Origin of the sequence: Pseudomonas migulae, assembly GCF_024169315.1 — a bacterium.
GTDB classification, from domain to species: domain Bacteria; phylum Pseudomonadota; class Gammaproteobacteria; order Pseudomonadales; family Pseudomonadaceae; genus Aquipseudomonas; species Aquipseudomonas migulae_B.
The window spans coordinates 4,266,267-4,280,283 of sequence record NZ_JALJWR010000001.1; the positions used below are offsets into that span (position 1 = coordinate 4,266,267).

10 protein-coding genes are annotated in these 14,017 nt (G+C 61.0%); all 10 read left to right on the forward strand.

The genetic code is table 11. The features are described from left to right. Positions 1–44: 44 nt before the first annotated feature. The 10 genes from hutH (J2Y86_RS19685) to mdoH all read left to right on the forward strand — a co-directional run bounded on the left by hutH (J2Y86_RS19685) (position 45) and on the right by mdoH (position 13,933). The gene (gene hutH / locus J2Y86_RS19685; RefSeq protein ID WP_253435149.1) at positions 45–1,568 is read left to right on the forward strand and encodes a histidine ammonia-lyase; all 1,524 of its coding nucleotides are present in this window, start codon (positions 45–47) and stop codon (positions 1,566–1,568) included. A 119-nt stretch (positions 1,569–1,687) separates the two neighbouring features. Then, complete coding sequence (gene hutH, locus J2Y86_RS19690) at positions 1,688–3,220, forward strand: histidine ammonia-lyase (RefSeq protein WP_253435152.1); 1,533 nt, start codon at positions 1,688–1,690, stop codon at positions 3,218–3,220. Positions 3,221–3,323: 103 nt separating this feature from the next. Further along, complete coding sequence (gene hutI, locus J2Y86_RS19695) at positions 3,324–4,529, forward strand: imidazolonepropionase (RefSeq protein ID WP_253435155.1); 1,206 nt, start codon at positions 3,324–3,326, stop codon at positions 4,527–4,529. Positions 4,530–4,539: 10 nt separating this feature from the next. Further along, positions 4,540–5,343, forward strand: coding sequence for an N-formylglutamate deformylase (gene hutG, locus J2Y86_RS19700; RefSeq protein ID WP_253435157.1), 804 nt, complete (start codon positions 4,540–4,542; stop codon positions 5,341–5,343). 276 nt (positions 5,344–5,619) lie between these two features. After that, a complete protein-coding gene (locus J2Y86_RS19705; protein ID WP_253435160.1) occupies positions 5,620–6,576 on the forward strand; it encodes a choline ABC transporter substrate-binding protein in 957 nt (318 codons plus the stop codon). A gap of 217 nt (positions 6,577–6,793) precedes the next feature. Further along, on the forward strand, positions 6,794–7,717 hold the full coding sequence (locus J2Y86_RS19710) for an alpha/beta hydrolase (RefSeq protein ID WP_253435164.1): 924 nt from the start codon (positions 6,794–6,796) through the stop codon (positions 7,715–7,717). 111 nt (positions 7,718–7,828) lie between these two features. Beyond that, positions 7,829–8,800 (forward strand): prolyl aminopeptidase, encoded by a 972-nt coding sequence (gene pip, locus J2Y86_RS19715; RefSeq protein WP_253435167.1) that lies wholly within the window; start codon positions 7,829–7,831, stop codon positions 8,798–8,800. Then, positions 8,797–9,234: a D-aminoacyl-tRNA deacylase gene (gene dtd, locus J2Y86_RS19720; protein ID WP_253435170.1), complete on the forward strand. Its 438-nt coding sequence runs from the start codon at positions 8,797–8,799 to the stop codon at positions 9,232–9,234. The genes pip and dtd overlap by 4 nt, the downstream gene beginning before the upstream one ends. A gap of 321 nt (positions 9,235–9,555) precedes the next feature. Further along, the gene (locus tag J2Y86_RS19725; RefSeq protein WP_253435173.1) at positions 9,556–11,370 is read left to right on the forward strand and encodes a glucan biosynthesis protein G; all 1,815 of its coding nucleotides are present in this window, start codon (positions 9,556–9,558) and stop codon (positions 11,368–11,370) included. Then, positions 11,363–13,933 carry a glucans biosynthesis glucosyltransferase MdoH gene (mdoH, locus tag J2Y86_RS19730; protein ID WP_253435176.1) on the forward strand — a complete coding sequence of 857 codons (2,571 nt, stop codon included), beginning with the start codon at positions 11,363–11,365 and terminating at the stop codon, positions 13,931–13,933. Before J2Y86_RS19725 ends, mdoH begins: the two co-directional genes overlap by 8 nt. The last annotated feature ends 84 nt before the right edge of the window (positions 13,934–14,017 follow it).

Sequence of the window (14,017 nt, forward strand, 5' to 3'; positions counted from 1 at the left end):
GCCACAGGGTTTCAGTGTTCAACAGAATTGGTATGAGGCTCCAGATGTCCCAGGCTGAAAAAATCGTAATCGCCGACGCCCCGTTGCGTTGGCAGGATGTGGTCGCAGTAGCTCGCCACGGCGCACAGCTCGAGCTGTCGACCCAGGCCTGGGCGCGGATCGAGAATGCTCAGGCGATCGTCCAGCGCATCGTTACCAGCGGCGAACGCGCCTACGGCGTCAACACCGGTCTGGGCGCGCTGTGCAACGTTTCGCTGAAGGACGAACAACTCAGCCAGCTGTCGCGCAACACCTTGCTCAGTCACGCCTGTGGCGTTGGCGCGCCACTGGCCGACGAACAGACGCGCGCGATCATGTGCGCAGCGATCCGCAACTACAGCCACGGCAAGTCCGGCATTCATCGCCGGGTAGTCGAAGCGCTGCTGGCGCTGCTCAATCGCGGTATCACCCCGCAAGTACCGTCCCAGGGCTCGGTGGGTTACCTGACCCACATGGCGCACATCGGCATCGCGCTGCTGGGCGTCGGCAATGTCAGCTATCGCGGGCAGATTGTTTCTGCGCAACAGGCCCTGGCCGAAGAAGGTCTGCAGCCGGTTCAACTCGGCGCCAAAGACGGCTTGTGCCTGGTCAACGGCACGCCGTGCATGAGCGGCCTCAGCTCCCTGGCGATTGCCGATGCCACGCGCCTGCTGCAATGGGCCGACGTGATCGGCGCCATGAGCTTCGAGGCCCAGCGCGGCCAGATCGCAGCGTTCGATGCCGAGATCATCGCCCTCAAGCCGCATCCGGGCATGCAACAGGTCGGCATCAATCTGCGGGCGTTGCTCGATGGCAGTGAAGTGATTGCGTCGAGCAAAGGCATCCGCACCCAGGATGCGCTGAGCATCCGTTCTATTCCGCAGGTCCACGGCGCTGCACGGGATCAACTGGCGCACGCGATCCAACAGATCGAAACCGAACTCAACGGCTGCACCGACAACCCGTTGTTGCTGGGCACACCGGACAATTTCCGCATCATGTCCCAGGCCAACCCGCACGGTCAGTCCGTGGCCATGGCCGCTGATTTGCTGGCCATCGCCATGGCGGAAATCGGCTCCATCGCCGAGCGACGTCTCGACCGTTTGATCAACCCGCATGTCAGCGGTCTGCCGGCGTTCCTGGTGGCCAATCCGGGGGTGAACTCCGGAATGATGATCGTGCAATATGTCGCCGCTTCGCTGTGTGCGGAAAACCGTCAATTGGCGCAACCGGCGGTGCTCGATAACTACGTCACTTCGGGCCTGCAGGAAGACCACCTGAGCATGGGCACCAACGCCGCGTTGAAGCTGCATCGCGCGCTGGAAAACTGCACGCAGATCCTCGCGATCGAGTACCTGCTGGCGGCCCAGGCGTTTGAATTCCTCAAAGAGCAACGCTTCGGCGCCGGCACGGATAGCGCCTGGCGTCTGCTGCGTGAGCGAGTCCCGGCCTACGACCAGGATCGTTGGTTGGCACCGGACATCGCCGCTGCTGCCGGTGTGTTGAAAGACCCGATTTTGCTGCACAAGGCATTACCCAATCTGAACTGAAATCCACAACACCAGCGTGCCAAGGCGCCAGCCCCTCTCACAAAGTCGGGAAGCGACGGACAACGGACATTTCCGGAGCGTCTGGTTAGTTAATAAAAACTCTCAAAAGGAGAATAAAAGTGACTGCGCTAAACCTGATTCCCGGTCAACTGAGCCTTGCCCAACTGCGTGATATCTATCAGCAACCGGTCCGGATCACCCTCGACGACAGCGCCTCGGCGCAGATCGAAGCCAGCGTTGCCTGCGTGGAACAGATCCTCGCCGAGAACCGCACCGCCTACGGCATCAACACCGGTTTCGGCCTGCTGGCCTCGACCCGCATCGCCAGCGAAGACCTGGAAAACCTGCAGCGCTCGCTGGTGCTGTCCCACGCCGCCGGCGTCGGCGAGCCGATCAGCGACGCGCTGGTGCGCCTGGTCATGGTGCTCAAGGTCAACAGCCTGAGCCGTGGTTTCTCCGGCATTCGCCGCGTGGTGATCGACGCGCTGATCGCCCTGATCAACGCCGAGGTTTACCCGCACATTCCGTTGAAAGGTTCGGTCGGTGCTTCCGGTGACCTGGCGCCATTGGCCCACATGTCGCTGGTCCTGCTGGGCGAAGGCAAGGCGCGCTACAAGGGTGAGTGGATGGAAGCGACCGAAGCGCTGAAAGTCGCCGGTCTGACCCCACTGACGCTGGCGGCGAAAGAAGGCCTGGCACTGCTCAACGGTACTCAGGTTTCCACCGCTTATGCGTTGCGTGGCTTGTTCGAAGGCGAAGATCTGTTTGCCGGTGCTTTGGCCCTTGGTGCCCTGACCGTCGAAGCGGTACTGGGCTCGCGCTCGCCGTTTGACGCTCGCATCCACGCCGCGCGTGGCCAGAAAGGCCAGATCGACGCTGCTGCCGCTTATCGCGATCTCTTGGGCGAGCGCAGTGAAGTGTCTGACTCGCACCAGAACTGCGAAAAGGTTCAGGACCCGTACTCCCTGCGCTGCCAGCCGCAAGTCATGGGCGCCTGCCTGACTCAGTTCCGTCAGGCCGCCGAAGTGCTCGCTGTCGAAGCCAACGCCGTCTCGGATAACCCGCTGGTATTTGACGCTGAAGGCGACGTGATTTCTGGCGGTAACTTCCACGCCGAACCGGTGGCCATGGCCGCCGACAACATGGCCCTGGCCATCGCTGAAATTGGCTCGCTGAGCGAGCGCCGCATCTCGCTGATGATGGACAAACACATGTCGCAACTGCCGCCGTTCCTGGTGGCCAATGGCGGTGTGAACTCGGGCTTCATGATCGCCCAAGTGACCGCTGCGGCACTGGCCAGCGAGAACAAGGCGTTGTCCCATCCGCATTCGGTGGACAGCCTGCCGACGTCGGCCAACCAGGAAGACCACGTTTCCATGGCTCCGGCTGCCGGCAAGCGCCTGTGGGAAATGGCTGAAAATACTCGCGGTGTGCTGGCGGTGGAATGGTTGGCCGCGGTGCAAGGACTGGACTTGCGCAATGGCCTGAAAACCTCGCCGAAGCTGGAAAAAGCCCGGGCGATTCTGCGTAAAGAAGTGCCGTTCTATGAGAAGGACCGCTTCTTTGCGCCGGACATCAATGCGGCGACTGAGTTGTTGGCCACGCGTTGCCTGAATGAGCTGGTTTCGACGAAGTTGCTGCCTAGCCTGTGATGGCCTCTTCGCGGGCAAGCCTCGCTCCTACAATGGATCGCGTAGAACCTGCAGGAGCGAGGCTTGCCCGCGAATCGATTTTGAACAAGACGAGGAATTCGGGATGAAAACTCTCTGGCAACACTGCCACGTCGCAACCATGGCGCAAGGCGTCTACTCGATCATCGAGGATGCGGCCATCGTGACGTCAGGTGCGCTCATTGAGTGGATCGGCCCACGCGCTGAACTGCCGGCGGGCGAATACCCGGCCGTCAATGATTTGAAAGGGGCCTGGGTCACCCCGGGCCTGATCGACTGCCACACCCACACGGTGTTCGGCGGCAACCGCAGCGGTGAATTCGAACAGCGCCTGCAAGGCGTCAGCTACGCGGAAATCGCGGCGGCCGGTGGCGGCATCGCCAGCACCGTACGCGCCACCCGCGCAGCAACCGAAGACGAGCTGTTCGCCAGTGCCGCCAAGCGGCTGAAAAGCCTGATGCGTGACGGCGTCACCAGCATCGAAATCAAATCCGGATACGGCCTCGATCTGGCCAACGAACGCAAGATGCTGCGGGTCGCCCGTCGCCTCGGCGCCGAACTGCCGATCAGCGTGCGCAGCACTTGCCTGGCGGCTCACGCGTTGCCTCCGGAATACAAGGATCGCGCCGACGACTACATCGATCACATCTGCGCCGAGATGCTTCCCGCACTCGCTGCCGAAGGCCTGGTGGACGCGGTGGATGCATTCTGCGAATACCTGGCGTTCTCGCCGGCGCAGGTAGAGCGGGTGTTCATCACCGCACAAGAGCTCGGTCTGCCGGTGAAACTGCACGCCGAGCAATTGTCATCGCTGCACGGTTCGAGTCTGGCGGCGCGTTATCACGCATTGTCTGCCGATCACCTGGAGTTCATGACCGAAGAAGACGCCATCGCCATGGCCGAGTCGGGCACCGTTGCCGTGTTGCTGCCCGGCGCGTTCTACTTCCTGCGTGAAACCCAATTGCCGCCGATGGATGCCCTGCGCAAACACGGCGTGAAAATCGCCATCGCCAGCGACCTCAATCCCGGCACCTCGCCAGCGCTGTCGCTGCGTTTGATGTTGAACATGGCCTGCACCTGTTTCCGCATGACCCCGGAAGAAGCCCTGGCCGGAGCGACGATTCATGCCGCCACCGCGTTGGGCATGGCCCAGACGCACGGTTCGCTGGAAGCGGGCAAGGTCGCGGATTTCGTCGCCTGGCAAATCGATCGCCCTGCCGACCTGTCGTACTGGCTGGGCGGTGATCTGGAAAAACGCGTCGTGCGTCACGGCGTCGAAACGAGCGTTTAGGAGAACAGTTGTGGATAAGGTTCTGAACTTCAAACAAGGTCGCGTGCCGCTGCTGATCAGCATGCCCCACGCTGGCCTGCGCCTGACCCCGGCGGTCGAAGCCGGGTTGATCCCCGACGCGAAAAGCCTGCCGGACACCGACTGGCACATCCCGCAGCTTTACGAATTTGCCGCAGAGCTGGGCGCCAGTACGCTGGCCGCCGAGTACTCGCGGTTTGTCATCGACCTGAACCGACCGTCCGACGACAAGCCTTTGTACGCAGGCGCGACCACTGGCCTGTACCCGGCGACGCTGTTCGACGGCATTCCGTTGTTCCGTGAGGGCATGGAGCCTTCGAAAGAAGAACGCGCGACCTATCTGGAACAGGTCTGGACGCCGTACCACAGCACGCTGCAGAGCGAACTGGCGCGGTTGAAAGCCGAATTCGGCTATGCACTGCTGTTCGATGCGCATTCGATCCGTTCGATCATCCCGCACCTGTTTGACGGCAAGCTGCCGGACTTCAACCTCGGCACATTCAACGGTGCCAGTTGCGATCCACAGTTGGCCACTCAACTGGAAGCGATCTGCGCGCGACACGGCGACTACAGCCATGTGCTGAACGGGCGTTTCAAGGGCGGCCACATCACCCGGAATTACGGCAATCCGGCGGAAAACATTCATGCGGTGCAACTGGAGTTGGGCCAGTGCACCTACATGGAAGAATTCGAGCCGTTCCGCTATCGCCCGGACCTGGCGGCGCCTACGCAAGTGGTGCTCAAGGAATTGCTGCAAGGGTTGCTCGCCTGGGGTGAAAAGCGCTACGCCGAATAACTCTATTGGGAGGGGGCTTTTTGTGGCGAGGGGGCTTGCCCCCGTTCGAGCGCGAAGCGGTCGCAGATTTTTTGGGGCTGCTCCGCAGCCCAACGGGGGCAAGCCCCCTCGCCACAGGGTTACATACGCCCCGATACCTTTTCGATTCTGTCGCCACCGTGCAAATCTCGGTCGCCACAGTTCGCTTTTCCCCTCTCGACGCTGCGTAATGTTCCGGGCACGGTGCACAAAGACACCGAGCCCACAACAATCCGCTGCCGCACGAGAACGCCCTCTATGACAAGCACCAAAAGTTTGCTCACCCGCTGTCTCTCAATCCTCTGCGGTACCGCTCTTCTGAGCACCAGTGTTCTGGCCAGTGACGATGCTTCCTGCAAAGCCGTGCGCATGGGCGTGGTCAACTGGACCGACGTGATCGCCACCAGTGGCATGGCCGATGTGCTGCTCAACGGGCTGGGCTACGAAAGCAAGCAAACCAGCGCCGTGCAGCAAATCATCTTCGCCGGCATCCGCGACAAGCGCCTCGACATCTTCCTCGGTTACTGGAAACCGGCGATGGACAACAATATCGCGCCGTTCGTGGCGGCCAATCAGCTGAAAGTCATGGCCAAGCCGAGTCTGGCAGACGCCCAGGCAACGCTCGCCGTGCCGCAGTACGTCGCCGACGCCGGGCTGAAAACCTTCGCCGACATCGCCAAATTCAAAGACAAGCTCGGCGGCAAGATCTACGGCATCGAGCCGGGTAGCGGCGCCAATACCACGATCAAAACCATGATCGAGACCAATCACTTCGGCTTGAAGGATTTCAAACTGATCGAGTCCGGTGAGGCCGGCATGCTGGCCGCCGTTCAGCGGGCAGTGAACCGCAAGGAATTCGTGGTGTTCGTCGGTTGGACCCCGCACCCGATGAACATCAACATGAAGATCACCTACCTGACTGGCAGCGAAGATGTGTACGGGCCGAACGAAGGGGCCGCCACGGTCTCCACGGTGACTTCACCGGATTACGCAGAGCGCTGCCCGAACGTGAACCGCTTGCTGGAGAACCTGACGTTCACCGCCGCTCAGGAAAGCCAGCTGATGGTGCCGATCATGGAGCGCAAGACGCCGCAGGAGGTTGCCCGGCAATGGCTGCGTGATCACCCGGAAGATTTGCAGCGCTGGCTGGCCGGTGTCAGCAGTTTTGACGGCAAGGACGGCGTCGCCACCGTTCAGGCCAGCCTGAAAAACTGACCGTAATCGCAAAACCTGTGGGAGCGAGTCTGTGGCGAGGGGATTTATCCCCGTTCGGCTGCGAAGCAGTCGCAAATGAGGTGAATGCGGTTAACTGGAACAACGCAGTCACAGATTTTGGGGCCGCTTCGCGACCCAACGGGGATAAATCCCCTCGCCACACAGGCTCGCTCCTACAGGGTTGCGCCACTCTCCACAACATCTCGGCACCAGACTCATGTCTACTTACCCGCTATCCGCACAAATGTTGGCGTTCGTCGAGAAAACCGTCAGCTTCAACAGCACCGACAGCAGCCTCGCCGGTTTGCGCGGGGCCTACAGCGAGATGTGCCGGGCATTCACCCCGCCGCGTCCCGCCGGGCTGTACGTGGTGGATTTCGAACTGGCCGGCGTGCCGGTGCGCTCATATCAGCCGCCAGTTTCACCGTCGACCGGCGGTAGTCCGTGCATTGTGTATCTGCACGGCGGCGGTTGGGTGGTGGGGGATCTGGATTCCCACGACTTCATCTGCGCCGAACTGGCGTCGACGCTTGGCGTGTTGGTGATCGCCGTCGATTACCGTCTGGCGCCGGAGCATCCGTTTCCGGCGGGGTTCAACGATTGCCTGGGTGTGTGGCGGGCGCTGCGAACCGGACCATTCCAGCTCGATCCTGTACGAACGCTGGTGGCTGGCGACAGTGCCGGGGGCAATCTCGCCGCTGCGCTTTGCCTGGCCTTGCGTGATGCGGGTGAGCCACTGCCCGCGGCGCAAGTCCTGATCTATCCGGGACTCGGTGGCGACCAGCGGCTGGCGTCGCGCAGCGAATGCGTCGACGCGCCGTTGCTCAGCAGCAGCGACGTGGACTGTTATCACACCTTGTACTTGCGCGGCAGTCGACAGCCGGGTGCCTATGCGATGCCGTTGCTCGCCGAAGATCTCGGTGGCTTGCCGCCGGCGCTGATCGCTGTGGCGCAATTCGATCCGCTGCGCGATGACGGCGTGCACTACGCCGAGCGACTGAATGCCGCCGGCGTGGCCGTGACCGTTTATTACGGCGAGGGCCTGGTTCACGGCTGTTTGCGGGGGCGTGGACAGGTCGCCGAAGTCGATGCGCTCTATGAAACGCTGCTCGGTTATCTGGCTGAAAAAACGGGTGGCTGAACTCTGACTCAGCAAGGGCATGCTCATTGGCGTAATTCGGGTTTATGATGCCGGACGGCAGAATAATAGAAGTCCCCCCAGGGATGACCTCGACCCCATACGGAGCGCGCAATGCAGACTTTGTACCCGCAGATCAAACCCCACGCCCGGCACGATCTGGCCGTCGATGAAACCCACACCCTGTATGTCGACGAAAGCGGTTCACCGGAAGGTTTGCCGGTGGTGTTCATCCACGGCGGCCCCGGCGCCGGGTGTGATGCGCAGAGTCGCTGTTTTTTTGATCCGAACCTGTATCGCATCGTCACCTTCGATCAGCGCGGTTGCGGTCGCTCCACCCCCCACGCCAGCCTGGAAAACAACACCACCTGGGATCTGGTCGCCGACCTTGAGCGGATTCGCCAGCACCTGGGCATCGACAAATGGGTGCTGTTCGGCGGTTCGTGGGGCTCGACCCTGGCGCTGGCCTACGCGCAAACCCACCCGGAGCGTGTGCACGGTCTGATTCTGCGCGGGATTTTTCTCTGCCGTCCGCAGGAAATCGAGTGGTTCTATCAGGCAGGCGCCAGTCGTCTGTTTCCTGATTACTGGCAGGACTACATCGCGCCGATCCCGATGGATGAGCGCGAAGACTTGCTCAGTGCTTTCCACAAGCGCCTGACCGGCAACGATCAGATCGCCCAGATGCACGCGGCCAAAGCCTGGTCCACCTGGGAAGGCCGGACCGCGACCTTGCGCCCGAACCCGCTGGTGGTCGATCGTTTCTCCGAGCCGCAGCGCGCGTTGTCGATTGCCCGCATCGAATGTCATTACTTCACCAACAATGCGTTCCTCGAGCCGAACCAGCTGATCCGCGACATGGGCAAGATCGCCCATTTGCCGGGCGTGATCGTGCACGGTCGTTATGACGTGATCTGCCCGCTGGATAACGCCTGGGAATTGCATCAGAACTGGCCGAACAGTGAACTGCAGGTCATCCGTGACGCCGGGCATGCCGCTTCCGAGCCGGGCATTACCGATGCATTGGTGCGCGCCGCCGATCAGATGGCCCGGCGCTTGCTCGACCTGTCCCCTGAAGAAGCATGAAGGGCCTGTTGCAACGCGTGCGTGGCGCGCGAGTCGAGGTAGAGGGGGAGGTGGTCGGTGCCGTCGATCAGGGTTTGCTGGTGCTGGTCGCGGTCGAGCCCGAGGATACTCGGGCCAGCGCCGACAAACTACTGCATAAGCTGCTTAACTATCGTGTGTTCAGTGACGCCGAGGGCAAGATGAATCTGTCCCTGGCGGACGTCGGTGGCGGGTTGCTGCTGGTCTCTCAGTTCACCCTGGCCGCCGACACCAAAAACGGGTTGCGCCCGAGTTTTTCGACCGCTGCCCCTCCGGCGCTGGGCGAGGAGATTTTCGACTATCTATTAGGGAAAGCGAAACAGGTGCATGGCACAGTGGCATCAGGTAGATTCGGCGCGGATATGCAGGTGCACCTGGTCAATGATGGCCCGGTTACCTTCCTGTTACAGACCTGAAAGCGCTTGAAACAAGTTTTTAAGCGCTTTTTCACTGAAAACAGGGGTTTTTCGCGAGAAATACTTTGTTGCGCCTGATGCGTTGTAACGCGGCCTACTAGATAATCGCGCGCTACGGGGATCAGCGTTCGTTGGTCCGTTTTGACTTAGGTAGAGACTTGTCCTGGACCTGTTGGGGAATCATTTGGCCCCATAGGAGTCGGAACAATGCTCGCCAACTTGGCAAGAGTGGTTTGTAGGAGCGGGTTTTTCATGCCGTCCACCTCACAGGCCCTTTAACTGGCCGTTGGTTTTTTGATCTGTTTTCGGCGAGGGTTGCTCGTGATTGTTAGTCCCTGTATTGCACCAAAATTGTCTGCCAAACGGTTACGAAGCGCTCTGGTAGCGGGCTCTGCTCTGCTCTGCCTGCTCAGCGCCGGCCAGCTTTGGGCATTCAGTCTGGATGATGTGTCGGCCAAGGCAAAAGAGCTGGCCGGGCAGAAATACGAAGCCCCGCGCAGTAACCTGCCGAACGAATTCCGTGAGATGAAATTCGCGGACTATCAGAAAATTCGTTTCCGCACCGAGAAAGCGGAGTGGGCCGATCAGAAAACCCCGTTCAAACTTTCGTTCTATCACCAGGGCATGCACTTCGATACGCCGGTGAAAATCAACGAAATCACGGCCAACACCGTCGAAGAGATCAAATACGACCCAAGTCGTTTCGATTTCGGCGATGTGAAGTTCGATCCTAAAGCCACCGAACAGCTGGGTTATGCCGGCTTCCGTGTGCTGTACCCGATCAACAAGGCCGACAAGCAAGACGAAATCATGACCATGCTCGGCGCGAGTTATTTCCGCGTTGTCGGCAAGGGTCACACCTATGGCTTGTCCGCTCGCGGCATGGCCATCGATACCGCATTGCCGTCCGGCGAAGAATTCCCGCGTTTCACCGAATTCTGGATTCAACAGCCGAAACCGGGTGACAAGCACCTGGTCATTTTCGCCCTGCTTGATTCGCCACGCGCCACCGGTGCGTATCGCCTGACCCTGCGTCCGGGCAGCGACACCGTTGTCGACGTCAAGGCGCAGATGTTCCTGCGTGACAAGGTCACCAAGCTCGGCGTTGCGCCGCTGACCAGCATGTTCCTGTTCGGCGCCAACCAGCCTTCCAAAGTGCTGAACTATCGTCGCGAGCTGCATGACTCCAGCGGCCTGTCGATCCATGCCGGCAACGGCGAGTGGATCTGGCGCCCGCTGAACAACCCGAAACACCTGGCGGTGAGCAACTTCTCGATCGAGAACCCGCGCGGTTTCGGTTTGCTGCAACGTGGCCGTGACTTCAGTCACTACGAAGACCTCGACGACCGCTACGACAAGCGCCCAAGTGCCTGGATCGAGCCAAAAGGCGATTGGGGCAAGGGTTCTGTAGACCTGGTTGAAATTCCGACCGCCGATGAAACCAACGACAACATCGTTGCGTTCTGGAGCCCGGAAAAACTGCCGGAGCCTGGCCAGCCGCTGGAATTCGGCTACCGCATGCACTGGACCATCGACGAAGCCGCGCTTCACGCGCCGGACAGCGCCTGGGTGCAGCAGACCCTGCGTTCCACGGGTGACGTGAAACAGTCCAACCTGATCCGTCAGCCGGACGGCAGCGTTGCCTACCTGGTGGACTTCGAAGGCCCGTCCCTGGCGGCCTTGGCCCCGGATGCGGACGTTCGCAGCCAGGTCAGCGTTGGCGACAACGCCGAGCTGGTCGAGAACAGCGTGCGTTACAATCCTGAAACCAAAGGCTGGCGCCTGACCCTGCGGATGAAGATCAAGGATCCGGGCAAGTCCACCGAGATGCGTGCGGCACTGGTTCAGAACATCGTGCCTGCCGATCTCGCCAAGTCTTCGGTTCCTGCGTCCAATTCTTCGGTGGCCAAGGCTGACAAGGTTGCGGCCCGCCAAGCGGAAAAAGCAGACAAGGAAGCGAAGGCCGCCGAGGCCAAGCAGGCCGAAGCCAAGCCAGTCGCAGATGCCAAGGACAAGGACAACAAAGACGCCAAGCAGCCTGCTGCTACGGACGCGGCCCCAGCCACACCGGAATCGGCCGCGACTGAAGAAGTCCTGACCGAGACCTGGAGCTACCAGTTGCCTGCCGATGAGTAATTCTCAAGTACAGCCAGAGACGCTTGCCGAGTATCTGGCACATCTACCGATGACCGACCAGCAGCGCGCGGAACTCGCGGGCTGCCAGTCCTTCAGCGAATTGCACCAGCGTCTGTCGTCCTCGACATTTGATGCGCCGACCGAAGCTGCTCAAGCTTCGGTGGGCCGTCGTTTGACCCTGAACACCGCTGAAGAGCTGGAAGAAGCGGAAATGCTGGTGCTCGACGCCAGCGGTCGTGTTTGCCTCAAGGCCACTCCGCCGATCCGCCGGACCAAAGTCGTGCCCGAGCCGTGGCGCACCAACATTCTGGTGCGTGGCTGGCGGCGTCTGACTGGTCGCACCAATCCGCCGGCCCCGCCGAAAGACGAGAACGTGCTGCCGGCGGCTCGCTGGCGTACGGTTGGTTCGATCCGCCGTTACATCCTGCTGGTATTGATGCTCGGTCAAACCATCGTTGCCGGCTGGTACATGAAAGGCATCATGCCGTACCAGGGCTGGTCGTTCGTCGACCTGAACGAAGTCCTGCATCAGCCAATCCTGCAAACCGTCACGCAAGTGCTGCCGTATGCGCTGCAGACCAGCATCCTGATTCTGTTCGGGATTCTGTTCTGCTGGGTGTCGGCTGGTTTCTGGACAGCGCTGATGGGCTTCCTCGAGCTGCTCACCGGTCACGATAAATACCGCATCTCCGGTAAAAGTGCCGGCAACGAGCCGATCGCCAAGGACGCGCGCACCGCACTGGTGATGCCGATCTGCAACGAAGACGTGCCACGGGTGTTCGCCGGTTTGCGCGCGACGTTCGAGTCGGTCGCGGCCACGGGCGACCTGGACCGCTTCGACTTTTTCGTCCTCAGCGACAGTAACGACGCGGATATCTGCGTTGCCGAGCAGCAGGCCTGGCTGGACGTCTGCCGTGAAGCCAAGGGCTTTGGCAAGATTTTCTACCGCCGCCGTCGCCGTCGGGTAAAACGCAAAAGCGGTAACCTCGACGACTTCTGCCGTCGTTGGGGCGGTGACTACAAGTACATGGTCGTGCTCGACGCTGACTCGGTGATGAGCGGCGAATGCCTGACCAGTCTGGTGCGCTTGATGGAAGCCACGCCGGACGCCGGGATCATTCAAACCGCGCCGCGCGCCTCGGGCATGGACACGCTGTATGCGCGCATGCAGCAGTTCGCGACCCGTGTATACGGTCCGCTGTTTACGGCCGGCTTGCACTTCTGGCAGTTGGGCGAATCCCACTATTGGGGCCACAACGCGATCATCCGCATGAAGCCGTTCATCGAGCACTGCGCCCTGGCGCCGTTGCCGGGTAAAGGCGCATTCGCTGGTGCGATTCTGTCCCACGACTTCGTCGAAGCAGCGTTGATGCGTCGTGCGGGTTGGGGCGTGTGGATTGCCTACGACTTGCCGGGCAGCTATGAAGAACTGCCGCCGAACCTGCTGGACGAACTCAAGCGTGACCGTCGCTGGTGCCACGGTAACCTGATGAACTTCCGCCTGTTCCTGGTCAAGGGCATGCACCCGGTTCACCGTGCAGTGTTCCTTACCGGCGTGATGTCTTACCTGTCGGCGCCGCTGTGGTTCTTCTTCCTGGTGCTGTCGACGGCGCTGCTGGCGGTCAACACGCTGATGGAACCGCAGTACTTCCTGGAGCCGCGTCAGCTCTATCCGCTGTGGCCACAATGGCACCCGGACAAGGCGATCGCGTTGTTCTCGACCACCATCGTGCTGCTGTTCCTGCCGAAGCTGTTGAGCATCATCCTGATCTGGGCCAAGGGCGCGAAAGAGTTCGGCGGCAAGTTCAAGGTGACCTTGTCGATGCTGCTGGAGATGCTGTTCTCCATGTTGCTGGCGCCGGTGCGGATGATTTTCCACACCCGCTTCGTGCTCGCCGCGTTCCTTGGCTGGGCCGCCACCTGGAACTCGCCGCAACGTGACGACGACTCCACGCCGTGGAGTGAAGCGGTCAAGCGCCACGGTCCGCAAACCCTGCTGGGCTTTTTCTGGGCGCTGCTGGTGATCTGGCTCAACCCGAGCTTCCTCTGGTGGCTGGTGCCGATCGTCGGTTCGTTGATGCTGTCGATCCCGGTATCGGTGATCTCCAGCCGTGTCGGCCTGGGCCTGAAGTCCCGTGACGAGAGCCTGTTCCTGATCCCTGAGGAATACAATCCGCCACAGGCGTTGCTGGCAACGGATCAGTACACCCATGAAAACCGTTATCACGCGCTGAAAGACGGCTTCATCCGTGCGGTGGTCGATCCACAGCAGAACGCCCTGGCGTGCTCGCTGGCGACGTCGCGTCACCGCGAGGCCGAGCCGATCGAATGGCTGCGGATCGAGCGTGTTCGCCATGCCTTGAAAGTCGGGCCTGACGGTTTGACCAACAATGAGCGTGTGCAATTGCTGAGCGATCCGGTGGCACTGGCTCGCTTGCATGAGCAGGTGTGGAACGAAGGTCATCCGGACTGGCTGGAAGCCTGGCGCAAATCGGTGAAAGCCGATCCCCACGCGCCGCTGCTGCCGCTCAAGCCGCTGAGCGCGCAACCGCAGATGGCATGACAAAGAACCCCGCGAAAGCGGGGTTTTTTTTGCCTCAACGTTTCCAAACACTTGTGCAAATGGGCGAGTACGTTAGGATCCGTC

Coding starts and splice junctions, on each gene's coding strand:
- hutH (WP_253435149.1), top strand. CDS start 45: ATGTCCCAGGCTGAAAAAATCGTAATCGCCGACGCCCCGTTGCGTTGG.
- hutI (WP_253435155.1), top strand. CDS start 3,324: ATGAAAACTCTCTGGCAACACTGCCACGTCGCAACCATGGCGCAAGGC.
- J2Y86_RS19705 (WP_253435160.1), top strand. CDS start 5,620: ATGACAAGCACCAAAAGTTTGCTCACCCGCTGTCTCTCAATCCTCTGC.
- J2Y86_RS19710 (WP_253435164.1), top strand. CDS start 6,794: ATGTCTACTTACCCGCTATCCGCACAAATGTTGGCGTTCGTCGAGAAA.
- pip (WP_253435167.1), top strand. CDS start 7,829: ATGCAGACTTTGTACCCGCAGATCAAACCCCACGCCCGGCACGATCTG.
- dtd (WP_253435170.1), top strand. CDS start 8,797: ATGAAGGGCCTGTTGCAACGCGTGCGTGGCGCGCGAGTCGAGGTAGAG.
- mdoH (WP_253435176.1), top strand. CDS start 11,363: ATGAGTAATTCTCAAGTACAGCCAGAGACGCTTGCCGAGTATCTGGCA.